The following is a 24,271-nucleotide window of genomic DNA, read 5'->3' on the forward strand; positions in this document are numbered from 1 at the left end:
ATCATTAGCTTGCATGTTGGTAACTATGAAAAAGAAAAAACGCGCTCCATCCATTTACGATGTCGCCAAACTCGCCGGGGTTTCACCGAGTACGGTCTCTCGTTTTCTCAATCGCACCACCTTTATTTCTAAAGAGAAAACCATAGCGATAGAAGACGCGATCAAAGCGCTCGATTACAAACCGAACTACCAGATGAATCAGGGCAGTAATACGCGCTCTATGACGATTGGTGTGTTAGTTCAAAACCCTGAAAGCCCTTTCACTAGTCGTATCTTTAACGATATGGAGCGATTCCTTGGGCCAAAAGGGTATTCGCTCGTGATTGCTTCGGGGTATTGGCAACACAGTATGCAGTTACAAGCGTTGGATTATCTGGCAAAGAGTAATGTTGATGGTGTGATTGTGGTCGCTGGCAGCTTAACCGAGCATGAATTAGTGGAGTATTCGCGAAAAATTCCGGTCGTTGCGGTTGGTTATAGCTACACCAGTGAAAAGCTGCATTCAGTTAACATCGATAACGTTCTAGGTGGCCATATGGCAACGCTGCATTTGTTGCAACAAGGTCATGTGAACATTGCTCATATCAAAGGGTTACTCAACCAACCAGACGCGGTTGCGCGTTTTGTCGGTTATAAGAAGGCACTCACTGAAGCGGGGATCAAAGTGCGGAATAACCTAATTAAGCAGGGCGATTTCAGTAGCGAAGTCGGCTATGAACGCACCGTTGAATTGATTGAATCTAAAGTGCATTTCTCGGCGTTGTTTGCCGCCAATGATCAGACCGCTTATGGGGCGATTAAAGCGCTGCACGACCATGGTTTTAAAGTGCCGGAAGACGTCTCTGTGATTGGTTTTGACGATCTGCCTACGTCGAAGTATTTCACGCCGGGACTGACCACACTGCGTCAGCCTGTTGAAGAAATTGGGGTAGCCTGTGCCGAGTCGATTCTTGGCTTATTGACTGGCGAGCAGTGCAATACTCGACTTCCACCGATTGATCTGATTGTACGTGATTCAACGGTATCGAAATTCCGTCCTCAATAAGCCAATACCCAAGTAGCCAATACTCAAAAGCTAGGGTTACTTGGGTATCACTGCTCTAAGCGGGTAACAAGTCCGATTGATAGTAAGCCAGTTCACTGGGCAGAATAGGGTTGGTCAAATGAAACACACGGCGCTGGTGGAGCTTCATTGCACGCACATTTGTGCCGTAGGTTTGTTCAAATAACTCATCCAGTTCACCATTGTTCAGGCTGCGTTCCAGTCCCAACTTGAGCTCTGTAAATAATTCGGCTTTTTCTGGATGGCAGTAAAACACCAGTGGGAAAGGGTAATAGAGCATAATGGTTGGTTCCACGACCAAATCGGGAACAAGGTACGCGTATTGTGTCACGATCGCTTCGGCTTCATTTGCACCTAATGCCATGTAATCACATTCGCCACTCTGTACGGCTAATAAGCGCTCTTCTAAGCTGCCATGCTCTTCGACTTGATATTGATTAACGCGAAACAGATCGGCATCCGCCCAGGTTGCAGGAATACCAATACTCATTTGTTTTAGCTTCGCTTCACTCAATCCTTGAAACTCTGCCAGTCGGTCTCTACGGACAATCAAAACTCGGCAGCCTAATAACCCTTTACATAAAGGCTGTGGAAGCATCAGATAACTGCCTTGAGCAAATTTCTTATTGCCAGCGACGGTGACGAGCAGATCAGTTCCGTGAGAGAAGACTTGTCCTTCATCTTTTGCATCTGGATATTCTGTTAAGTCATTGTTTAATAATAATTCATGTTGAGAGTTTTGGAGCGCAAGTTGCAAGGCCTCCCATTCATATTGCTGACGAATCGTTGATTTATTGCCATTCCAAAATTGCACCATGGTGCTCTCCTTTAAGTGGATCTCATTAGATTATGATTTCATTGCTTATTTAATATTGAAAGCGCTTTCTTTTGTTTCGTGGAATTTTGTGTACGAGCGCACGAAGACTGAATCAATGAGTGAGCTTTATTAGGAGTGGCTATTGTCAAAAATGATCGTGACATCGCGCATGATCAAACTTGCATGAGCTCACAAAATACAAGGTTTTGGAGTTGATTTTAACCTATTGAAATTAATAGACTAAATATTAAAGTGAGATCTAGTGCTGTTTTAAGTTATTGAATATATTGCTTTTGTTTGATTGTGATCAGAGCTTTGTTTTTGCTCACTTTTATTGAAGAACCTAAGCATTTTTACGAGTATCTATCGCATAAAGAAAGCGCTTTCTTTGTGTCGGTTTCGAGCCTGTCAGCGTCGTCAGCGATGATGAACTGATGAAAACATTCAACGAAGTTCGCTTCATTTTTTTGAAATCAAAAGAAAGCGCTTTCTTTTCGTATCCAACATTATAAAAGGACAATGTGATGCATAAGAAAACTCTGCTCGCTACATTTGCTGCCAGCATGATGCTTGCTACTACTGCTCAAGCGGACACCATCAAACAAGGTGGTACGCTGACGGTGCCAATCATCAATACCGGGTTTGTTGAAAACTTTAACCCTTACACGACGAAGGACACCTTACACGGCATTATGTTCGAGCCACTGTTTGTGTTGAACAACATGACGGGGGAAACGCATTACCGTTTGGCTGAGTCGGTTGAATATTCTGATGACCTAAAAACCATTACGCTAAAATTACGTGACGGCTTGGAATGGTCTGATGGTGCACCACTTACTGCAGAAGACGTGGTGTTCAGCTTTGAGTTGACAAAGAAAGCGCCGGCATTTGATGTAAAAGCTATTTGGCCAACGGGTAACCTAACGAGCATTGCAGCGACAGATAAACAAACGGTGGTATTCAACCTAGCAGAACCAGATTCAACTTTCCTTTGGAGCATCGGCGCTTACCACATTGTCCCTAAACACACTTGGTCGAAAGTAACAGATTACACAACGTTCACTAACCCTAATCCTGTGGGCAGCGGCCCGATGACGACGGTGAAGTACGTAAAACCTCAGCAGATGGAACTGTGCCGTAACCCGCACTACTACCTAGAAAACCGTCCTTACCTAGACTGTGTAAACTTCCGTTCTTACAACGATAACTCACAGATCCAGCCGGCTCTGATCAAAGGTGAGATCGACTGGGGTTCAAACTTTATTGCAGATGTTGAGTCCACGTTTGTTGGCCAAGATAAAGAAAACAACCACTTCTGGTACCCAGCGAACGATGCGATTCACTTGTACGTGAACACCAAGAAAGCCCCGTTTGATGATCTGCGTGTACGCCAAGCCTTGTCTATGGCGCTAGACCGTGAAGCCATTGTTGATATTGCGGCTTACGGTTACCCAACGGTGAACTATAACGTTGGTGGTATTGCTGAGCTTTACAAAAACCACATTGATGAAGATGTGAACAAAAAGTTCGGTCACTTAACGCAATACGATGCGAAGAAAGCGCAGAGCTTACTTGATGAAGCAGGTATTGTTGACCGCAATGGCGACGGCTTCCGTGATAATGCTGATGGTTCTACCGTTGAGTTTGATATCGAAGTGGTTAACGGCTGGACGGACTGGATTCAGGTCGTGCAAATGGTGACAGAATACTTCGCGGATGTGGGCATCAAAGCCAACGTGAAAACTGTTGACTGGGCCGTATACGACAAGAACCTGAAAGACAGTGCGTTCACCATGTCAATCAACTGGTCAATGGTGTCGGATAACCCAATCCTTGCATTCCAAGAGTACTACCACACATCACGCGTTGGTAAAGGCTTCCACGCAGGTCACGGTGTGCATGCTCCTGAAATCGATAAGCTGATCGACAGCTTCGGTAAAATTGGTGATGCAGAGAAACAAGAAGCAATCATCTCTGAACTTCAAGAGTTCACGGCAGAGAACATGCCATTTATCCCGCTGTTCTCAAACCCAACTTGGTTCCAATACAGCACGAAAAATATCGTTGGTTGGCCAAGTGAAAAAGACCCTTACATCCAACCGGTTTGGTATGACGGCGGCAAGCGCGTGATCATCCTGAACAACCTACACCTGAAATAACTAGCAGTTTCAATTTGTAGGTAGGTTTTTTAATTAACATCGGAGCCGCAACCGTAATTGCAAAAGTAAGTGCGTGTTGTGGCTCGTAAGTTAAAGGTTTGATATGTCGTTTCTAGCTCGCCGATTTGGCTTTTATTTTACTGCCTTTCTGATTGCGATCTCTTTCAACTTCATGTTGCCACGCCTTATGCCTGGTGACCCTGTTGATGCCTTGTTTGCTGCGGCGCAAGGTCGAATGGATCCTGCTCAGATGGATGCTGTACGTGAGATGTACGGCTTTGTTGATGGCAACATCTTTGTTCAATACATCGCTTACATGAAAAGTGTTTTCACGCTTGATCTTGGTCCATCGGTTTTGATGTTCCCAGTCAGCGTATCTGAAGTGATTGCGATGGCACTGCCATGGACCATGTTCCTAGCGCTAGGTTCTCTGATTGTGGCGCTGATTATTGGTGTGAGTATTGGTACTTATGCCTCTTACCGTCGTGAAGGACTGTTTGGCCAAATCGTGCCGCCAGTACTGGCCTTCATCAGTAACTTCCCTTACATCGTTACTGCTTTATTGCTGTTCTATTTCTTCGGTTTGAAGATGGAATTGCTGCCGTTGGCTTACACCTATGACCCGTCGTTGGAGCCTGGCTTTAACTGGGAATTCATCAGCAGTGTAGCGAAACACGCAATATTGCCAATGGGCTCAATGGTCGTAGTCGGTATCTCGACATGGGTGTTCAATATGCGTAACGCGATGATCAACGTGCTGGGTGAAGACTACGTCACCATGGCAGAAGCGAAAGGCTTAAGCAGCTACAAAGTAATGAGCCGCTACGCAGGTCGTAATGCGATTTTGCCTGTTGCAACAGCGATTGCGATGGCGATTGGTTTTTCATTTGCTGGCTCAATCATGACTGAGGTGGTGTTCAACTACCAAGGTTTGGGCAACATTCTGCTGAAGGGCATCGTGGCACGCGATTACCCACTTATCCAAGCCATCTTACTTATCTTAGTGACGGCGGTTCTGACTGCCAACTTCATTGCTGATCTGCTGTACGTGTGGCTTGACCCACGAATTTCGAACTAAGGTGCATCATGGAAAAACTAATCAATACCCCAACGCCTTCTGAGCACGATGAACTGATGACTCGTGAGTCGAAATTCTCTTGGAAGCGAATCAAAAAAAGCTTCGGCAAAGTGTACGCTTTTTTCTATGGCAACCCGCCTGCCATTATCGGTGGTTTGCTGCTGTCGATTGTTCTAGCCGGTGCGATTTTCGCTCCTGTGCTAGCAACGCATGATCCTGACCGTCGTGTTGCAAGACCACACGTTGCGCCAAATGCAGAGCACGTACTAGGTACTACTCGTAGTGGCCGTGATGTCTACAGCCAAGTGTTGCACGGCGCGAGAAAGTCACTCACGGTTGCGATTTCAGCTGGTGTGATTGCAATGAGCCTAGCCGTCATTATCGGTGTCTCTGCGGGCTACTTCGGCGGCAAAATCGATGAGCGTCTTAACTTCCTAACTAACGTTTTCTTGGTGTTCCCTCAGCTCCCGTTGCTGATTGTGCTCGCCGCTTTCTTAGGGCAGGTGGGGTCCCTCGTCATCACCATATTGCTCGGGATAACCTCTTGGCCTTGGGGAGCGCGGGTGATTCGTTCGCAAACCATGGCGATTCGAAATAAAGAATTCATTATCTCGGCAGAAGTAATGGGCGAATCAAAAATCCGCATCATCCTAGTCGAAATCCTACCGAACCTTGTCTCGATTGTATTTGGTGGCTTCTTAGGCACAGTGATTTACGCAATGGGCTCAGAGGCGGGTCTTGGCATCCTAGGTTTGGGTGACGCAACAGAAGTGAGCTGGGGCTCGATGTTGTACTGGGCACAAACGTCCTCGTCTCTATACACAGGTGCTTGGTGGGAGATGTTAGTTCCAGCCATGGCATTGGCAATCACTGGTGGTGCACTGGCACTGATCAACATGTCGATTGACCAAGTGAGTAACCCGAAACTTCGTACTGGTCCACACATCAAGCTGTGGCACAAACTGAAAAAAGAAGCAGATAAGCGCCGAGGTCTAAGATGAGCAACTTATTAGAAATTAACAACCTATGCGTCGATTATGTATCACCAAACGGCGTAGCTCGTGCGGTGAACAACGTCAGCATCAGCATCGCTCCGGGTGAAACGCTCGGTATCGCCGGTGAGTCTGGCTGCGGCAAAAGTACCTTGGCATTTGCTATCTCGCGTCTGCATAAAGCACCGGCTCTGATCTCTGAAGGGGAAATTCTCTACAAAGGTCAGGACGTGTTGAAGATGAACGATAGACAGCTGCGCAACTTCCGTTGGAATGACGTGTCTGTGGTGTTCCAAAGTGCAATGAACTCTTTAAACCCAGTGATTACCATTGGTGAGCAGCTAACAGACGTGATTCTTGCGCACCGAAAAGTGACTTACCAAGAAGCGTATGACCGTGCGGTTGAGCTGCTTGGCGTGGTGGGCATTCACGGCGACCGCATGGCGAGCTTTCCACACCAATTGAGTGGCGGCATGCGCCAGCGTGTGGTGATTGCAGTTGCGCTCGCGTTAGAGCCAAAACTAATCATCATGGATGAACCAACCACCGCGCTCGATGTGGTGGTAGAGCGTGAAATCCTGAATGAACTTTACGAGCTGAAGAGCAAATTTGGTTTCTCGATTCTGTTTATCAGTCATGACTTGAGCTTGATGGGCGAAATCGCAGACCGCATTGGTGTGATGTACGCGGGCAACCTAATTGAACTTGGGGATGCGAAGAACGTATTTGGTGATCCTCAGCACCCATACACCAAAGGTTTGATTTCTTCATTCCCAACCATTCACGGGCCGAAAGAGCGTTTATACGGCATTCCGGGTAACCCTGTGAACCTACTGAAAATTCCGCAAGGGTGTAACTTCCAAGCGCGTTGCAATGCATGTTTTGCAGAGTGTCAGAAGAGCGATCCAACCTTGGTGCCAGTTACGAATGGCAACCTAGTGTCATGTCATTTGATGTAAACGGGAGAGAATAATGGATAACGTAGCAAACCCAGAAGTGATTCTCTCAGTTAAGAATCTAGTGAAAGACTTTCCTATTGGTCAGTCTGCAAAAAGCAACCTGATGCGAGCGGTGAATGACGTCACGTTTGAACTGCGCAAAGGGGAAGCGCTGGCTATCGTGGGCGAATCTGGCTCAGGCAAAAGCACGGGCGCACGCGTTTTGACGCGTATTTACGACAAAACCGATGGTGAGGTAACGTTCAAAGGCCAAGAGTTGGGTGAATACATTCAAGAGCATGGTGAGCTGGAATACGCGCGCCAAGTGCAGATGATTTTCCAAGACCCATTTGGCTCGCTGAACCCAGTTCATACCATTTACCACCATATTGCACGTCCGCTTCTGATCCACAAACGTGCGGAAAAAGACGCGATTCCAAAGCTGGTTTACGAACTGCTTGAGCTTGTTGGTCTGTCTCCGGTGAAAGAAACCGCAGAAAAATACCCACATGAGCTAAGTGGCGGTCAGCGCCAACGTGTTGCGATTGCTCGCGCGATTGCCGTCGACCCTGAAGTGATTCTGGCGGATGAACCTATCTCAATGCTCGACGTGTCAGTTCGCTTGGGCATTTTGAACTTGATGTCGGATCTGAAAGATAAGCACGGCATCTCTTTCATGTACATCACCCATGACATCGCGACCGCGCGTTACTTCGCGGAAAAAACTGCCGTCATGTACGTGGGCCACATGGTCGAGTGGGGCAACAGCGACAACGTGACACAAAATCCGCAACACCCATATTCCCAGTTATTGCTCTCAGCGGTGCCTGAAGTGGGCAACTCCGGTAAGCGTGATTTGATGGCGAAGAAGGGTGAAATCCCGCTATGGAAGCCAAGCAGCGTAGGCTGTCCGTTTGCCAGTCGCTGTTTAAAAGCGACCGAAGTGTGTACTAAATCGGTGCCTGAAGCGACGAAAGTCGGCGAAGACCATTACGCACGCTGTCACCACTTAGGATAAAAACAAATTAGCTTATTAAAAAAAGCGTAAAAAGAAAGCGCTTTCATAGTTATTGGAAGAACATTATGACTTTTGAACATTATTCTTGCCCAACCGTAGAGGGAAGCTTCGTCGATTTGGACGGCGAGCGATACTACAAGATTTCACATGTTGACCAAATGAACCCGTTTTTCATTAGTGTCGTGTCGGCCAGTGACCATTGGCTGTTTATTTCATCCACGGGCAGCTTGTCGGCGGGGCGTATTCGTCCCGAGAACGCGCTGTTCCCATACAAATCTGTCGATCACATTCATGAGAGTGCGGAAAACACGGGTTCAAAAACCATCATTAAAGTCGCTAGCGAACAAGGCGTGGCGATGTGGGAACCGTTCAACCGCCATCATGATGGCCTCTACCAAGTTGAGCGTCATCTGTACAAAAACACCATTGGCGACAAGATTGTTTTTGAAGAGCTTAACAACACGTTAAAGCTAAAATTCCAATACAGCTGGAACACCAGTGAAGAGTTTGGCTTTGTTCGTCGCTCGCAAATTACCGATCTGTCAGGCACAACTCGAGAAATTGAGTTGATTGATGGCCTGCAGAACCTATTGCCATCGGGCGCGCCACTGTCTGCGTTGCAAACTCGTAGCGCTTTGGTCGATGCCTACAAATGGAATGAGTTGCTTGATGGCAGTTCACTAGCACTGTTTACCATGTACGCAAAACTCAGTGATCGTGCTGAGCCAGCGGAATCTTTGCTCGCAACGACCGTGTTCAGCGTCGATAACGATTATGGTCAGCGCTTATTGAGCAGCAGCCAAGTGAGCGCGTTCCGTCAAGGTCGTGAAATCAAGAATGAAACTCTGACCAAAGGCGTACGTGGCAGCTACTTGATTCACAAGTCTATTAAGCTAGAAGCAAACCAACACAAGTCTTGGTTGATCATTGCGGACATCGATAAGAACCACAGTGATGTGACAACGATGCGTAATCGCCTTGCGCAGCCAGTGAACATGGCGCAACAAGTTGAGCAGAGCATCGCTGCCAATCAACAAGAGCTGATAAGTTTGATGTCTGGTGCGGATGCTTGGCAAATCACCGCGGAAGAAGAGACCAGTGTGCACCACTACGCGAACGTGCTGTTCAATAATATGCGTGGTGGGGTATTTGAGAACAATTACACCCTAGATAAAAAAGATGTGTTGGCGACGATTCGTAATGCCAACCGCCTTGTGTTTGAACGTCATGCTGCGCTGTTTAATGACCTGCCGGAGCAGTTTACCCATGCTGAGCTTGTGAGTCTGGCTAAGCAGAGTGAAGATGCACAGTTAATCCGTTTAAGTTACGAATATTTGCCACTGACGTTTGGTCGTCGCCACGGTGATCCAAGTCGTCCTTGGAACCACTACGAAATCAAATTGAAAGACGACAATGGCGAGCGTTTGCTTTCTTACCAAGGTAACTGGCGCGATATTTTCCAAAACTGGGAGGCGATTGCGCTGAGCTATCCTGGCTTTATTCAATCGTTCCTAGCCAAGTTTGTGAATGCATCCACAATGGATGGCTATAACCCATACCGCATCACCAAAGATGGTATTGACTGGGAAATGCTGGAGCCAGATGACCCATGGAGCAACATTGGTTATTGGGGCGACCATCAAATCATCTACTTACTCAAGTTCCTAGAACTGGCAGACAAGTATCAGCGCGATGACCTGTTAGCGATGATGCAAACGGATGTGTTCAGCTACGCGAACGTACCTTACGAGTTGTGTGATGTTGAGAAGCTGTTCGTCAATCCAAAAGACACCGTGACGTTCAATGATGAGTTGCAACACAACATCGAACAACGCGTATCTGCAATGGGCAGCGATGGTCGATTGGTGCTTGGTAGCGACAACGACGTGTACATGGTCAACTTGACTGAGAAAGTGCTAGTACCACTGTTGGCGAAACTGAGCAACTTGGTACTCGATGGCGGCATTTGGCTCAATACTCAGCGACCAGAATGGAACGATGCGAACAACGCGATTGTGGGCAATGGCTTGTCGATGGTCACGCTTTACTACATGCGTCGCTACGTTGCGTTCTTACAGCAATTGTTGGCAGATGCACCTGCGTCGGTCAGCATGTCGAAAGAAGTGTTTGAATGGCTACTTTCAACGACTCGTATCTTGTCGGAAGCGGCAAAAGAGATTCGCCAAGAAACCGTAACTCGCCAAACCCGCAAAGCGATCCTGACTCAGTTGGAGAAAGCCGCCGAAGATTTCCGTCAACGCGTCTACCGTGTGAATGGCTTTTCGGGCAAAACCACCGTTGAAGCATCGGCTATCAAGCAGCTACTTGAGGTGAGCTTGACTGCGCTGGATTCGAGCATTGCTAGCAACTTGCGTGAAGATGGTCTGTTTAACGCCTACAACATCCTGACGTACTCAGCGGAAAGCTTGCAGGTGGAAGAGTTGTACCCAATGTTGGAAGGTCAAGTGGCAGTCCTGAGCGCTGGCGTGCTGACACCAGCGCAAGCGGTGAACTTACTGGATAATTTGTTTGCCAGCGAGATGTACCGCGAAGATCAACACAGCTTCATGCTGTATCCAGATCGTGATTTGAGTGCATTCATGAACAAGAACAGCTTAACGGACGCGCAAATCAATGCGGTGCCGGTGTTAAGTTCGATGCTGAAGAAGGGCGATCAACGCCTAGTGAATGCGGATGAGCAAGGTCAATTCCACTTCCATGCGAGCCTAGAGAACAGCGGTTATCTTAAAGCGCAGATCCAGCAACTCCGTGGTGAGTATGCTGATGTGGCTGAAGAAGAATGGGAAGCGATTGAAGCCCTATACGAAGATGTGTTCAATCACAAAGCCTTTACTGGCCGCTCTGGCACCATGTTTGGTTACGAAGGTTTAGGTTGTATCTACTGGCACATGGTTTCTAAGCTGTTGCTTGCGGTACAAGAAAACTACTTGGCAGCGCGTGAACTTGATGCTGATAGCGAAGAGACGCAAAAGTTAGCGGAATACTACTACCGAGTTCGCGCTGGTATTGGTTTCAACAAAACGCCAGAAAACTACGGTGCATTCCCAACAGACCCGTACTCTCACACACCAAAGCATGCTGGTGCGCAGCAACCAGGTATGACGGGACAGGTGAAAGAAGAAGTGATCACGCGCTTTGTTGAGCTGGGTATCTTGGTTGAAGAGGGCGAGATTCGTATCGACCCATGTTTGCTCCATCGTCATGAGTTCTTGACCGAATCGGCACCGTTCTCTTGCCAAAGTGTGGCGGGTCAAACGCAAAGCTATGTGGTTGAGAAAGATCAGTTGGCGTTTACTCTGTGCCAAGTGCCGTTCGTGTATCAACTTGTGGAGTCGGAGATTCAAGCTGGTATGGTATTAACCAAATCCAATGGTAAGCAGCTTGTTGTTGAGGGCTTGGCGCTATCGAGCGCGTTGAGTCAGCAAATCTTTGCGCGCTCTGGAGAGGTTGAGAAAGTCGTTGTGTCAATTCCAACATCGCTCTTAAGAGCATAAATCGCTGAAAAGCAAAGGCCCCGATCGATATCGGGGCCTTTTTGTATCCGTATTCAGCTAAACCAGTTGGTACGACAGGAGTGTGGAGATCATCGTTTTCCGACGGACTCTCGCACGATTAGCTCTGGCGTCAGTTTATGCTTAAGTGGGCGCTCTTGTTTATGTACTAAAGCAATTACCCCTTGAGCGGCCTCACGACCCATTTCTCGTACTGGGAAGTTTACTGTGGTCAGTTTTGGACGAATATGTTGGCTGTGGCTGTCGTTATCGAAGCCGACAACAGAAATGTCCTTCCCAATCTCTAAACCACGTTCGTACGCGACGTCATACACCGCGAGTGCGATATTGTCGTTATGGCAGAAGATGGCGGTAATTTCAGGATCGCGGTCAAGCAATCGACGTGCACAGGTATGATTTAACCCGCGATCTTCATGGTCAAAGCGACCTTCAACAATCAGGTTGGAATCATAATCAATGCCATGTTCAGTGAGCGCATTACGGTAGCCTTGTAGACGATCTCGACTGTCGATCTTGCTCAGCTGACCGGTAATACAAGCCACTTTGGTGTGGCCATTTTCAAGCATGTGTTTTGTTGCTAAGTAGCCGCCCAATTCGTTATCGATAAAGATGCACTTATCTGCAACCTCAGGAATGTAACGGTTGAGCACGATGGTTGATGGTGTCTTCTCAATAACTTCAATCAATTCATCGTCTGACAGCATGTCTGAGTGAATGATCAAACCGTCGACTTGCTTAGAGCGTAGGAAGTTAATCGAATCGATTTCACGTGAATGTGATTCTAAACCGCTGGTCACGATCAGATGGTTATTGTTTTCGCGTACGGTGTTTTCTGCGTTGTGCATCAAAGGGCCGTAGAAAGGACCATCTAAAGAACCAACCAACATACCGATACTGTTTGAACGGCTAGACGCCAAGGCTTGAGCAAACGCATTCGGCTTGTAGCCCAGCTTTTCAATCGCATCAAATACCTTTTTACGGTTGGCTTCTTTGACTGTCGGATGGCCGTTTAGCGCTCGTGAGACAGTAGATTGAGAAACTTTTGCCAGCTCAGAGACTTCTTTAATCGTGATCAATGGGAAGTACCTTATCCATTCTAATTATCGAACTATGTTACTCGCCGTTTTCTATTCGTCATAGAGAAGGCATCACATTTGTCGACTTGGTCGCGCTCTGGTCTACCAAGCGAGACCCATTGGTGTATAAATTCAACGCAAATGCGCACGTGAAATCACTCGAATCTGAAAGTTCGAAAGTGCTTTCAAAAACATTAAGACTCGTCAGCCCATAAGCAAAGAGAGTAAGGGACAGAAGCAAAAGCGAATGTGATCTTATTCTCTAATTTTCATTAGCTTATGAAGCAATAACGAGATTTTACAAATTCTGTTTACTGAATTATCTCCCTTTTTATACTCAAGCTCAAGAAAGCGCTTTCCTAATTTTCTAGCCAAATCAATAAATCAACATGAATGAGCACTTACTGAGAGATGCTGTGATGACGTGCTGGGAATGCGTAATGAAGGCTTTGTTTTGCGTAGTATGGCTTTTTGAAGTGAACGTTTTATAGGGAGCTTTGTTTAGCTGATTTTTGGCACTGAAATAGCGGGAGAACCTTAATTTTAATGGGTTTTAGAGCGTCGATTAAGTTTTGAAACGGTGCAATATTCGTGTTGTTGCAATTCGATAATCGCTATAGGTATGGGTTCATTAGTGCGTCGATGAGTAGCTTGTATGATCAATCACTCAAACCAATGATCAAATGTATCAATGATGTGATCTACACACTAAGAAAACGCTTTCTTGGTGAGTGCGATCACTTTTTAGCTCGCTTTTTGTCCATATAATGCCGTCAAAAGCGCTAGGGAATAGCTGTTTTGCTGATGTTTGGGGGATTTCTGTCTTTTCTCCTCAAACATCAGCTCAATTTGCTCATTTCTGGCAAAAAATTTTGCTTCATTAAGAAAGCGCTTTCTTGGAAATGCAAAATATAATAATGATGGAGTTATCATGAAAAACTTTAAGGTTTTACCTCTTACCCTAGCAGTGGCTGCTTCGTTTGCTTCTCTACCTTCTTTTGCTGCTGATTCTGAGATTGAAGCGCTTGAAAAACGCATTCAAGAATTGGAAACAAGAATTGAAACTGGCTACGTATACGATCAACAACCTGCTGTATTGACACCAGAAACGGAAGTGCCATTAGGCATCGTATTCTCTGGTTACGCACGTTACGGCGCGGGCTACCAAGGCAGTGATGCTCTGACAGTGGGCACGGCTGGCGCATTGAACTCAAACGCAACAGGTCGTTTAGGTAATGAACAAAACGGCGGTGAATTCCAGTTAGCTCGTGCCTTCAAGAGTGATGGTGGTGCAATCTGGGATCTCGTGTTTATGTTGGATCACTGGGCAGATGCTTCATGGGCTGACGATGGCGGCGTAAACGTGAAGAAGATGTACGCTGGTGCGACAAACCTATTCGAATCTCAGCCAGATCTTTATGTTTGGGCAGGTCGTGACTTCCATCAACGTCCACAAACCGATTTGAACGACTACTTTTGGATGATGCACGATGGTCAAGGCGCGGGTTTCTATAACCTAAACCTTGGTGGTGCGATGCTGGACTTCGGTGTGGTAGCTCAAGTTGAAGGCGACATGGTAGGTGACAATGGTCGCTACGCAATCACAAGTAAACTTCACAGCATCAAACTGGGTGAGTCTGCGAATTTAAGCCTATACGCCAACTATGGTTTTGCTTCTGAGAAATTGGATGGCGAAGATGTTAGCGATGTAACGGCATACCAAGTCGCGGGTGAGCTATCGATGTCGGGCCAACGTGTAATTGTTCGTTACTCTGATAACGCAAAAGACAGCGTGTTTGACCTAGCTGATGGTCAAACAGCAACTCTAGTGAGCTTTGATGGTAGCACTTCATTGACTGACAAAGCGGGCATTCAATACCTAGCTGCTTACCAAGCGCTTGAAGTGGAAAGTGATGAAAGCCGCGTTAACTACAACGCGATTGTTCGTCCAACTTACCAATGGAATGATATCCACTCTACGTGGCTAGAAGCGGGCTACAGCGTGGTTGATTACGACGACATTGACGCAACCAACAGCTCTTGGAAAATGACGCTATCGCAAAACATGGCGATCGGTCCTGAAACTTGGTCTCGTCCAATGCTGCGTTTCTACGCGACAGTGGGTAATGCAGACAACGAGTACACAGGTTTTGACTCAGTAACAGGTGAGAAGATTTCATCAGACGTGGATACTGTGACAGTAGGTGCCATGTTCGAGGCGTGGTGGTAAGCCAATACGTGGATTCTTAACTCAAGTGCGGCTCTTGGGGGGCCGCGCTCACTCCATTGGCAATATGCGAGAGGTAATGCCCGAGCCGAGAAACGATTTGCAACATACTATCTTGAATCGACTTGGGCATGTTACGGGGGAGCTCGATTATATTGCAGTGAATGGTTACCCATTCATAGCCGCTGGCATAGCGGCTTTTTTTCGTTTTATTGAAATAAAAACTTAGCATTCACAGATAGAGTGAATGAAAGAAAAGGAGTTTGATAAGTGAAAGCGAAAATTAGACCAATCTCTTGGCTTGTCGTTAGCGCCATTCTTACTGGCTGTCATTCGACGACGGAATCAATCACTCATACGGTCAATCAAGATACATTAGCACGTACTGGTAAAGTGAATACCACTGATGTGACGCTTTATGGCGCAGAAGTATATAGCCACGATAAAGTCACTTTTGGCAAATTTATAATGCGTATGAAGATGGTCTCAACCCCTGGGATTGTCTCTTCGTTTTTCACTTACGATAATCGCTCGTGGCAAGGGGGGATTCCCTGGCGGGAAATTGATATTGAAGTGATTGGTAAGTCACCTGATCAACTGCAAACAAATTTGATTACAGGGGAGTTAAATCGACGCGTTCATTCTGAAGGCATGCACACCGTGGCTAACATTGATCAATTTCATGAGTACACATTAATCTGGACACCGGACCATATTACTTGGCAAGTGGATGGGGAGGTACTTCATTCAATATCTGCTTCGGAATCTCAGCAAGTGATTGATATGAGAGATTCACCACAGAGTTATCGAATGAATTTGTGGGTTTCAGAGGCGGCTGAATGGGTCGGCAGATTCGACCAAAAGAATCTACCACTGCATCAGTATATTGATTGGATGGAATATCATCGCTATGAAGATGGCAAGTTTAAGTTGGAGTGGCGAGACGATTTTACGACGTTTGATAGCCAGCGTTGGGGGAGAGGTGATTGGGGATTCGACGGTAACTTGGTGACGTTTACTCCGAAAAATGTAGCCATAAAAAACGAAATGTTGGTTTTGAGGTTAACGGCTGACTAATAAAAATATACTGTCTCGCTTTTATCTTTAAACTCGAAAGTGGGCATTACCACGTGAGCTGCATGTATTTTTGTAAGAGCAATTTGTGTTTTTGCAATCACTATTTTTTATCAATGAGTATTTTAGTGATTATTCTTTGTATGTCGTTCCTCTGCCAAACAGTTGAGTTTTGCGATAGGTTCGTGGACTTTGTTGAAACTTCTGTTTAAAGCATTTCGAGAAATAGTTGCTGTCCGAAAATCCACACTGTTCGGCGATGTGCTGTACCGAGCGCTCGTTCTCTTCACACAATAACTTTGTCGCGTAGTTCAACTGTACATCACGCAAATACTGGTTCGGTGATGTATCTAAAAACTGGCGAAATAGCCTTTCTAACTGACGTTTACTGATGAAGGCTGCTTTCGCAATTGCATCGCTGTTTACGCCGACATCACTGAAGTGCTGCTCAATAAATACCAAGGCTCGGCTGAGTGCAAGTGTGGTTTGTGGCAACTCTTGGCTTTGGTCTTGATACATTCGGGAAAGAGCGATCACCAACTGCTGCATTAAGCTGGTTAGCATGACTTCAAACCCAGGCTGCGAGGCTTCATATTCCGTTTTTAAAACCGATAACAGGCGCTCGATTTCTGGCAATTGGTGACGGTCGAGGGTCAGTTTGGCTTTGTACTCGGTGGTTTGTCTCGCTATTGGTTCGACCTTGAACATGGCTTGGTAGCCGGATAACTGGCGCATGGAAGGGATTTCAAAAAACGGCGTGTTGGAGTCAAACATCAAATTAATGATCTTGAGTTTGTTTACGTCTCGAAAGCCGTGCTCGATGTCGCCATTAATCACAAATACATCACCTTTGCGCAGTGGATATTCGTATTCCGCTACCGTGTGTTTACCGCTGCCACTGACCACCAAAAACAGTTCAGAAAAGTCATGTTTGTGGGCGGCAAAATCACAATGGTGATGTCCGTCGACGTAGGCAAACTTGAGATGACTGTGCTTCTGATGTGCTTTGAGTTGATAGATGATGCTCATGTCGCGATATTCCTTTTTACTGTCGCCATTTTGGTAGAATGGCGCATCTGGTCAGCATACTATTTCCCCATAGAAAAACGAATTCTCATCGACGTTTTTTGCCCGTTTTTGCTGGGCTGGCGACGTTTTTTTTAACTTGCCTTCAATACCTGTTTAGCTGGTGAAAAGCACGATGCCAATAACGACTTGCGCGACTTTAGTGATCCTTTGTCATTCAGCGCGCTGAAATACGAAATAAAAATGAACGGTTGTGGGTTGTGTATGAACAATAAACAAATTAGCCAAGCGCAAAAGAACCTCGTCCCTGTAAGCCGACAAGCGGCAGCAGAAGGGATTGTACTTCTCAGAAATAATGACGCGGTTTTACCTCTGACCGCACAAGATACTCTTTCTCTGTTTGGTCGCTGCCAAATTGATACGCACCGCAGCGGCACAGGTTCGGGCGGGGCAGTGAATGTGCCTTACGCGATCAGTGCTCTAGACGGGTTGCGCGCTAATGCAAAGGTTCGTTTGAATGAAGAGTTGGTTGCGGTCTATCAAGATTGGATTGCAGAGCACCCATTTGACGATGGCGGCGGTGGCTGGGCGGCGGAACCTTGGTTCCAACAGGAAATGCCACTGACTGATGAACTTGTGGCCAAAGCGGCATCCAGTTCCAACAAAGCCATGGTGTTTATTGGCCGTACCGCTGGTGAAGACCAAGACAACGCCGACGAACCGGGCAGCTACCGTTTAACTGCAGAAGAAGCGGACATGATTGGCAAGGTCAATCGTCACTTCAACGACGTGATCGTAGTGATGAACGTCACCAACATCATGGACATGGCGTGGCTAAACACCATCGAAGGCAATCAATCCATCAAAGGTGTGCTCTACAGCTGGGCTGCGGGTATGGAAGGCGGTCATGGTTTGGCGGATATCGTGTCTGGCGATCAATCACCAAGCGGACGTTTGACCGACTCGATTGCTTACGATCTTGCTGATTACCCATCATCAGCGAACTTTGGGCGTAAAGACCGCAACATCTATGTTGAAGATATCTACGTGGGCTACCGTTACTTTGAAACCTTCAATCCTGAAGTGGTGCAGTTTGAGTTTGGCGCTGGGCTATCGTACACCGATTTCAGCCGTGATTTGGTCGAGTTCACAACTGAAGGGCAAGGTGCAGATGCTGTGTTGCACTTTGATGTTGAAGTGAGCAACGTTGGCTCTGAGTTTGCAGCCAAAGAAGTGGTACAGCTTTATGTTGAAGCGCCTCAAGGCAAACTAGGTAAACCTGCTCGCGTGTTGGCGGGCTTTGCGAAAACACAAACACTTAAGCCGGGCGCGAGTGAGTTGGTTCGTATCTCAGTACCTGTTGCTTCGCTCGCTTCTTACGATGACAGCTGCGCGACCGGACATCGCAGCTGTTATGTGCTGGAAGCGGGTTGCTACCAGTTCTGTATCGGTGAAAGTGTACGTCACGCTAAGCCAGTTGCGGCGACGTTCCAATTGGATGACACATTAGTCGTTGAAGTATTGAGTGAAGCTTGCGCGCCAATCCATGAATTTGAACGCATGAAGCCTGCACAAAAGAGCGACAATGGCACGTATGCGATGAGCCATGAAATGACGCCACAACGCAGCGTTTCTTTAGCTGAGCGTATCCAAGCTAATATGCCTCGCACGTTCGAACTGACCGGTAATCAAGGCATCAAGTTGATGGACGTGAAACAAGGCAAAGCGAGCCTAGAGGAGTTTGTCGCGCAGATGTCACCGGAGCAACTTGCCACTATCGTTCGTGGTGAAGGTATGTGCAGCCCGAAAGTGACGCCGGGGACGGCCGCTGCGTTTGGTGGTGTGTCGGACAGCCTGTTTGAACTAGGTATTCCAACGGCAGCGGCAGCAGATGGCCCTTCAGGTATTCGTATGGACAGTGGACACAAGGCAACGCAGGTACCAATTGGCACTTTGCTTGGCTGTACTTGGAACTCTGCTCTAAACGAAGAGCTGTTCTTCCTAATTGGTGAAGAGTTGCGTGCCAACAACATCGATACCTTGCTTGGCCCTGGCATCAATATCCACCGCCACCCTTTGAATGGACGTAACTTCGAGTACTTCTCTGAAGATCCGTTTATGACGGGCGTAATGGCGGCAGCGCAAACTCGCGGTTTAAGCAAAGCGGGTGTATCGGGCACCATCAAACACTATGCGGCGAACGATCAGGAAACCGCTCGTGTGGATGTGGACAGCATCATGTCTGAGCGTGCACTGCGTGAAATCCACATCAAGCCGTTTGAGATGGCAGTGAAGCAAGGTAATGCGACCACCATCATGACGTCTTACAACCCAGTGAATGGACATTGGGCGGCATCCAACTACGACTTAAACACCACTATTCTGCGTAATGAGTGGGGCTACACCGGCATTGTGATGACGGATTGGTGGGCGAAGATGAATGACCCAATCGAAGCGGGTGAAGAGAGCAAAACCTTTACTTCATTTATGGTGCGTGCACAAAACGACCTTTACATGGTGGTCGAGAATGATGGTGCAGAGAGCAATGCGATGGGCGATGACACGCTACAAGCGCTAGAAAACGGCACGCTGACCATTGGTGAGTTACAACGCTCTGCGATGAATATCTGTCGCTTCATCATGGCCGCTCCAGTCATGGAACGACCGCTGAAAGCTTACGAGCCAATCAAAACCTTTATTGCACAAACTGAGCAACCGAGTGAAGAAACGCATTCCGTTGAACAGGAAATTGCCTTGAATACGAAAGTGAACGCTTCGGTTGTGCTCGAGGTTGGCGAGGAAGGTGTATACCAGTTCAACGGCATGATGAAGTACGAGCGTGATTCTCTGGCTCAATCTTCTTGCAGTCTATTCCTCAATGGAGATTTCAGTATGACGTTACCAATGCATGGCACAGACGGTGAACTGATTACGGTGGAAGGTTTGAAGGTGAAGTTGAATCCTGGGTTCTACACTTTGGATATTAACTTTGTTAAGCCGGGTTTAGAGCTGGAAAAAATCACGATTATCAAAGAGTAATGGTGAATGATTGGCGTGGATTTATAAGTGCAAATAATAGTGTGATTTACTGGATAAATTTCTTCAAAATTCCTCAAAAAGTCACGTGACATTTTGTGCAAAAGATATACAATCCGCGCCACAAAATAAATCAATAATGTTAGCTGCCTCACAGTTTTCTGTGGGGCAGTTTTTAGTTGTAGGAAAGGTCTTAATTCATGCCTAAAAGCCAGAATATCAACCAACGTATGTCCATTGTGGCATTGGCTTGGCCGATACTTGTCGAAATTTTGCTAAGGACGGCTTTAGGAACCAGTGACGTATTCATGTTGAGTGGTTACTCAGACAAAGCCGTGTCTGCGGTTGGGGTAATCACACAATTAACGTTTTTCCTGATCATCGTTTCTACCTTTGTCAGCAGCGGCACGGGTATCTTGATCGCGCAATACAATGGAGCAGGGCGTGAAAAAGACTCCGTTGATGTCGGTGTCGCCAGTATCGCTTTGTCGGTGATTGTAGGTGCTTTCTTGAGTGTGTTGGCCGTGATTGGCGCAGTGTTCTTTTTGCCGTATTACGGACTAGAGGCTCAAGTTGAGCAGTACGCGCGTGAATACTTGCTGATCAGCGGTGCGATGACGTTCAACGTTACTATCGGTATCGTGTTTACCACGATTCTGCGTAGCCACGGTTATTCACGCTCGCCAATGGTGGTTAACCTAATCTCTGGCGTGTTCAACATCATTGGTAACTACATTGCGCTGTACCAGCCGTTTGGTTTGCCTGTGTATGGCGTTGAAGGTGTTGCAGTAGCGACAGTCGTGAGCCAAGTAATCGGTACGTTATTGCTGGGCGTGATTTTGAAACGCAGCAGCATCGAACTGCCAATATCTAAGCTCAAACAAGTACCGAAAGACGTGTTCAAGAAGATCCTAAAAATCGGAGGCATGAACGCCGGTGAAGTGCTGTCTTACAACATGGCGCAGATCTGTATCGTCTACTTTGTGGTGCAAATGGGTACCTCTTCGCTAGCGGCATTTACCTATGCGCAAAACATCGCGCGTTTCTCTTTCGCGTTTGCGCTAGCAATCGGTCAGGCGGCTCAAATCCAGACGGGTTACTACATAGGTAAAGGTTGGGTAAGCAGTATTCTGAAACGCGTGCAGATCTACTTCTTGGTCGGCTTCGCTGCGTCAACAGCGGCAACGTGTTTAATCTACCTGTTCCACGAAGAGATTTTGAGCGTGTTTACCGATCAGCCAGAAATCTTGGCATTGGCGGGTGCATTGGTGATGGGTTCTATCGTGTTAGAAGCTGGCCGCGTGTTTAACTTGATCTTCATCTCGGCGCTGAAAGGCGCTGGTGACATCAAGTTCCCAGTACAGATGGGTATTCTCAGCATGTGGGGCTTAGGTGTGGTGTTCTCTTATATCTTCGGTATTCACTTGGGCTACGGCGTGATTGGTGCGTGGATGGCGATTGCGTTGGATGAATGGGTACGCGGCATCATCATGGCAAGACGCTGGCGCTCTCAAGTATGGACGAAGTTTAAGGTAAGCTAACTTCTGTTCACAAAAACCAGAGATTCCAGACATCTCGTTCCTCGATTCTGGAATGACAATGTTTAGTTATGGTGATTTGAAACCTTGTTCTATAAAACGTCATTCCCGATAGCGACGGAGGAGCGCAGTCGGGAATCTCTTGCTCGCTCTACACGTAAAAAAGGTGCTGTAACTCAGCGCCTTTTTGCTATCTGCTTTTCACGTGGAGTTACTTTAAATTGAGATTCCAGACATCTCGTTCCTCGATTCCGGAATGACGATGTTTAGCTACCGATCCGCAATGTGTCATTCCCGATAGCGACGGAGGAGCGCAGTCGGGAATCTCTTACTCGCTCTATACGTAAAAAAGGCACTGAAATTCAGTGCCATTTTGTTATCTATTCTGCATTGATAAGTCGCTTTAAAACTCACATTCTGCTTGGAAACACATACGCTCTTTGCTGTACGGATGGTCCAACTCCAACATCTCCGCGTGCAAATGCAGACGGTCGGCTTTCTCGCCATACAAGCCGTCGCCAACCATCGCCATGTTCAACCCCATATGGTGGGCGCTGTGCACACGCAGCTGGTGGGTTCGTCCTGTTTTCGGGTACATGTACACCTTGCTGCGTCCGTCTTTCACTTCAATCAGCTGCCAGTAAGTTTCAGCAGGTTTACCGTGTTCAAAGCACACCAGTTGACGTGGACGGTCATCCGGATCGCCACGCATCGGTAGCGAGATTTCACCTTCAGGCTCGGTCAAGACACCTTCTAGCAGTGCCATATAACGCTTTTGTACGCCGCGAGTGATGAACTGCTTTTGCAAGCTTTTGTTCGCGCGTTTGGTTAACGCAAACACCAAAATCCCCGACGTCGCCATATCTAAGCGATGAATCACGAACGGCCCTTCGACATCTGGGAACATCGTTTGTAGACGCGTATATGCCGAGTCTTTGATGGTTTTGCCCGGAACGGAAAGCAGACCCGAAGGCTTGTTGACGATCACCATGGCTTCGTCTTGGAAGAGAATTTCCAGTTCTTTATCTTCTGCCCAGTTCTCAGCTAATGGGTTTGGTTCCACATCCAAGCCTTGCAGCATGTGACCCAAAATCGGTTGGCATTTGCTGTTACATGATGGGTAGAACTTCTTGTGTTGACGCACTTCCGACTTCGGCGATACGCCCCACCAAAACTCTGCTAATGCAAGTGGCTGATAACCATGTTTGTATGCGAACTGAAGCAGTTTCGGCGCTGCACATTCACCTGCGCCTGCTGGTGGTACTGGATTGGTGGTAGGAGCAAAAATGTCCACCAAATCGCGCTCGGCGCTGTGGTTGTCCAAGAAGCGGTATTGCTTATGCAGTTTGTGTTGTAGCGCATTAGACAAATCTTTGCGCTGCTCTTTAAGTTCTGCCAGTTTGTTTTCTAGTTCGGCTAAGCGTGCTTCTTTGATTGCCAGCTTTTCGTCCCAAGCCTGTTTGAGGTACTTGAGGACATTCTTCTCAGCCACACTCTGTTTACCCAAATCATCCAGTAGTGTTTTCAATTCTTCTGGATTCAGTGTTTGTTCGCCTTGTTTGCGCTGTTGTTTGCGTTCGGCACGACCGGTAATCATCACTTGGCGATGGGCATTTTCTTCTTGCTGGTACGCTTCACGGTCTGCTTTGATTTCTGCTTTTAGTAGTGCCAATTCTGGGTTGGCAGCAAAGGCTTTGTATTCCGCGTTCGCAGCATTGATGGCATCTGTCTCACCTCGGAAGAAACCTTCTTCTGTCAGCATGTCGAATACGGGTGGAACAAAACCTGGAAGCAAGTTTTGATCGGCAATCTTGCCAGAGAAAGCACTGAAGTAGCCAAGCTCACCTTGTGGGTTACGTACTAGCAAAACTCCGAACATTTTACCGCGTCCGTTTTGCTCATCCTCAAGACCGAAATCGTGTTCGAAATCAGTTTGTGTCATTAGGTGCTGCTGCAATTGCTCGGCAGCCAACACACACAATGGGTGAGGCGTGTAGTAGAACGGAAACGTAAACTGCGCTGGCAAGTCGTAGCCAGAAATGTCCGCAGTAAATCGAGTAAAGCATTGTTCAGGCGAGTGCATGAGAGTGAGTCCGCGCGAAATAAAAATCGAGCACGGATTGTACCTGTTTTGGCTGTGATTGCTATTCGAAGGCGCTTCTGGGCTAGCTGTGTCGGCTTACCTTCACTCCCTATCTCAATGATTTTCATTGCTTAGAGCGCAGAAATTAGGATTGCGTTTGAAATGATTGATTTTAGTGATGTACTGTTTTGATTGATAACTGAGGGCGTGGTTCTCGAATGACTTATTAGATGCAAAAGGAAAAGCATGTCAAAACTGGTGTTGGCATTGATACGATTTTATCAGCGCTATTTATCTCCATATAAAGGATTCCGTTGCGCTCATGCGGTGTATTACGGCACGGATTCTTGTTCTGCTGCCATCAGTAAGATGATTCAACGCAAGGGAGTGTTTTCTAGCTATAGCAGCGTTCAAAACCAATTCGAACGCTGTCGAGATGCGCATCAACGTCTGCAAAATGGGGATTCTTCCCGTAACCGAAAAAGGCGTAAGAACAACGACTCATCTTGTGTAACGGACATGGGATGCAGCTCTTTGGATTGCGTTCCGAGTGACGCTTGTAGCGGTAGCGGCGATTCATCTTGCCATTGTTGGTAATGGACTCAACTCTAAA

16 protein-coding genes are annotated in these 24,271 nt (G+C 47.0%); 12 read left to right on the forward strand and 4 right to left on the reverse strand.

Annotated elements, in window-relative coordinates:
* Positions 1-25 precede the first annotated feature (25 nt).
* On the forward strand, positions 26-1,045 hold the full coding sequence (locus VCHENC03_RS08945) for a LacI family DNA-binding transcriptional regulator (RefSeq protein WP_009706757.1): 1,020 nt from the start codon (positions 26-28) through the stop codon (positions 1,043-1,045).
* A gap of 55 nt (positions 1,046-1,100) precedes the next feature.
* Here the strand turns inward: VCHENC03_RS08945 and VCHENC03_RS08940 are convergent, their stop codons facing one another.
* Positions 1,101-1,880, reverse strand: coding sequence for a transporter substrate-binding domain-containing protein (locus VCHENC03_RS08940; RefSeq protein ID WP_009706758.1), 780 nt, complete (start codon positions 1,878-1,880; stop codon positions 1,101-1,103).
* 524 nt (positions 1,881-2,404) lie between these two features.
* On the opposite strand from VCHENC03_RS08940, the gene VCHENC03_RS08935 reads away from it, so the two are divergent.
* The 6 genes from VCHENC03_RS08935 to VCHENC03_RS08910 all read left to right on the forward strand — a co-directional run bounded on the left by VCHENC03_RS08935 (position 2,405) and on the right by VCHENC03_RS08910 (position 11,580).
* The gene (locus VCHENC03_RS08935) at positions 2,405-4,039 is read left to right on the forward strand and encodes an ABC transporter substrate-binding protein (protein ID WP_009706760.1); all 1,635 of its coding nucleotides are present in this window, start codon (positions 2,405-2,407) and stop codon (positions 4,037-4,039) included.
* 103 nt (positions 4,040-4,142) lie between these two features.
* Positions 4,143-5,117 carry an ABC transporter permease gene (locus VCHENC03_RS08930; protein ID WP_005428401.1) on the forward strand — a complete coding sequence of 325 codons (975 nt, stop codon included), beginning with the start codon at positions 4,143-4,145 and terminating at the stop codon, positions 5,115-5,117.
* An 8-nt stretch (positions 5,118-5,125) separates the two neighbouring features.
* Positions 5,126-6,118, forward strand: coding sequence for an ABC transporter permease (locus tag VCHENC03_RS08925; RefSeq protein WP_009706761.1), 993 nt, complete (start codon positions 5,126-5,128; stop codon positions 6,116-6,118).
* The gene (locus tag VCHENC03_RS08920; RefSeq protein ID WP_009706762.1) at positions 6,115-7,068 is read left to right on the forward strand and encodes an ABC transporter ATP-binding protein; all 954 of its coding nucleotides are present in this window, start codon (positions 6,115-6,117) and stop codon (positions 7,066-7,068) included. Before VCHENC03_RS08925 ends, VCHENC03_RS08920 begins: the two co-directional genes overlap by 4 nt.
* A 13-nt stretch (positions 7,069-7,081) precedes the next feature.
* The gene (locus VCHENC03_RS08915) at positions 7,082-8,065 is read left to right on the forward strand and encodes an ABC transporter ATP-binding protein (protein ID WP_009706763.1); all 984 of its coding nucleotides are present in this window, start codon (positions 7,082-7,084) and stop codon (positions 8,063-8,065) included.
* A gap of 65 nt (positions 8,066-8,130) precedes the next feature.
* On the forward strand, positions 8,131-11,580 hold the full coding sequence (locus VCHENC03_RS08910; RefSeq protein WP_009706764.1) for a hypothetical protein: 3,450 nt from the start codon (positions 8,131-8,133) through the stop codon (positions 11,578-11,580).
* Between the two features lie 89 nt (positions 11,581-11,669).
* Here the strand turns inward: VCHENC03_RS08910 and VCHENC03_RS08905 are convergent, their stop codons facing one another.
* Positions 11,670-12,674 carry a LacI family DNA-binding transcriptional regulator gene (locus VCHENC03_RS08905; RefSeq protein WP_009706765.1) on the reverse strand — a complete coding sequence of 335 codons (1,005 nt, stop codon included), beginning with the start codon at positions 12,672-12,674 and terminating at the stop codon, positions 11,670-11,672.
* A 931-nt stretch (positions 12,675-13,605) separates the two neighbouring features.
* Between VCHENC03_RS08905 and VCHENC03_RS08900 the strand changes: the two genes are divergently transcribed.
* The gene (locus VCHENC03_RS08900) at positions 13,606-14,904 is read left to right on the forward strand and encodes a carbohydrate porin (protein ID WP_009706768.1); all 1,299 of its coding nucleotides are present in this window, start codon (positions 13,606-13,608) and stop codon (positions 14,902-14,904) included.
* A 267-nt stretch (positions 14,905-15,171) separates the two neighbouring features.
* On the forward strand, positions 15,172-15,978 hold the full coding sequence (locus VCHENC03_RS08895; protein WP_009706769.1) for a family 16 glycosylhydrolase: 807 nt from the start codon (positions 15,172-15,174) through the stop codon (positions 15,976-15,978).
* A 129-nt stretch (positions 15,979-16,107) separates the two neighbouring features.
* Here the strand turns inward: VCHENC03_RS08895 and VCHENC03_RS08890 are convergent, their stop codons facing one another.
* The gene (locus VCHENC03_RS08890; RefSeq protein WP_009706770.1) at positions 16,108-17,004 is read right to left on the reverse strand and encodes a helix-turn-helix domain-containing protein; all 897 of its coding nucleotides are present in this window, start codon (positions 17,002-17,004) and stop codon (positions 16,108-16,110) included.
* Positions 17,005-17,265: 261 nt separating this feature from the next.
* Here VCHENC03_RS08890 and VCHENC03_RS08885 point away from each other — a divergent pair, with 261 nt between their 5' ends.
* Positions 17,266-20,040 (forward strand): glycoside hydrolase family 3 protein, encoded by a 2,775-nt coding sequence (locus VCHENC03_RS08885; protein WP_009706771.1) that lies wholly within the window; start codon positions 17,266-17,268, stop codon positions 20,038-20,040.
* A 197-nt stretch (positions 20,041-20,237) separates the two neighbouring features.
* Positions 20,238-21,578, forward strand: a complete 1,341-nt coding sequence (locus VCHENC03_RS08880) for an MATE family efflux transporter (protein WP_009706772.1) — start codon at positions 20,238-20,240, stop codon at positions 21,576-21,578.
* A gap of 400 nt (positions 21,579-21,978) precedes the next feature.
* Here VCHENC03_RS08880 and VCHENC03_RS08875 read toward each other — a convergent pair whose 3' ends face one another.
* Positions 21,979-23,658: a pseudouridine synthase gene (locus tag VCHENC03_RS08875; protein ID WP_009706773.1), complete on the reverse strand. Its 1,680-nt coding sequence runs from the start codon at positions 23,656-23,658 to the stop codon at positions 21,979-21,981.
* 246 nt (positions 23,659-23,904) lie between these two features.
* Here VCHENC03_RS08875 and yidD point away from each other — a divergent pair, with 246 nt between their 5' ends.
* Positions 23,905-24,255 carry a membrane protein insertion efficiency factor YidD gene (yidD, locus tag VCHENC03_RS26980; RefSeq protein WP_080637381.1) on the forward strand — a complete coding sequence of 117 codons (351 nt, stop codon included), beginning with the start codon at positions 23,905-23,907 and terminating at the stop codon, positions 24,253-24,255.
* Positions 24,256-24,271: the final 16 nt, after the last annotated feature.

The organism is Vibrio sp. HENC-03, assembly GCF_000305755.2.
Taxonomy (GTDB): Bacteria; Pseudomonadota; Gammaproteobacteria; order Enterobacterales; family Vibrionaceae; genus Vibrio; species Vibrio owensii.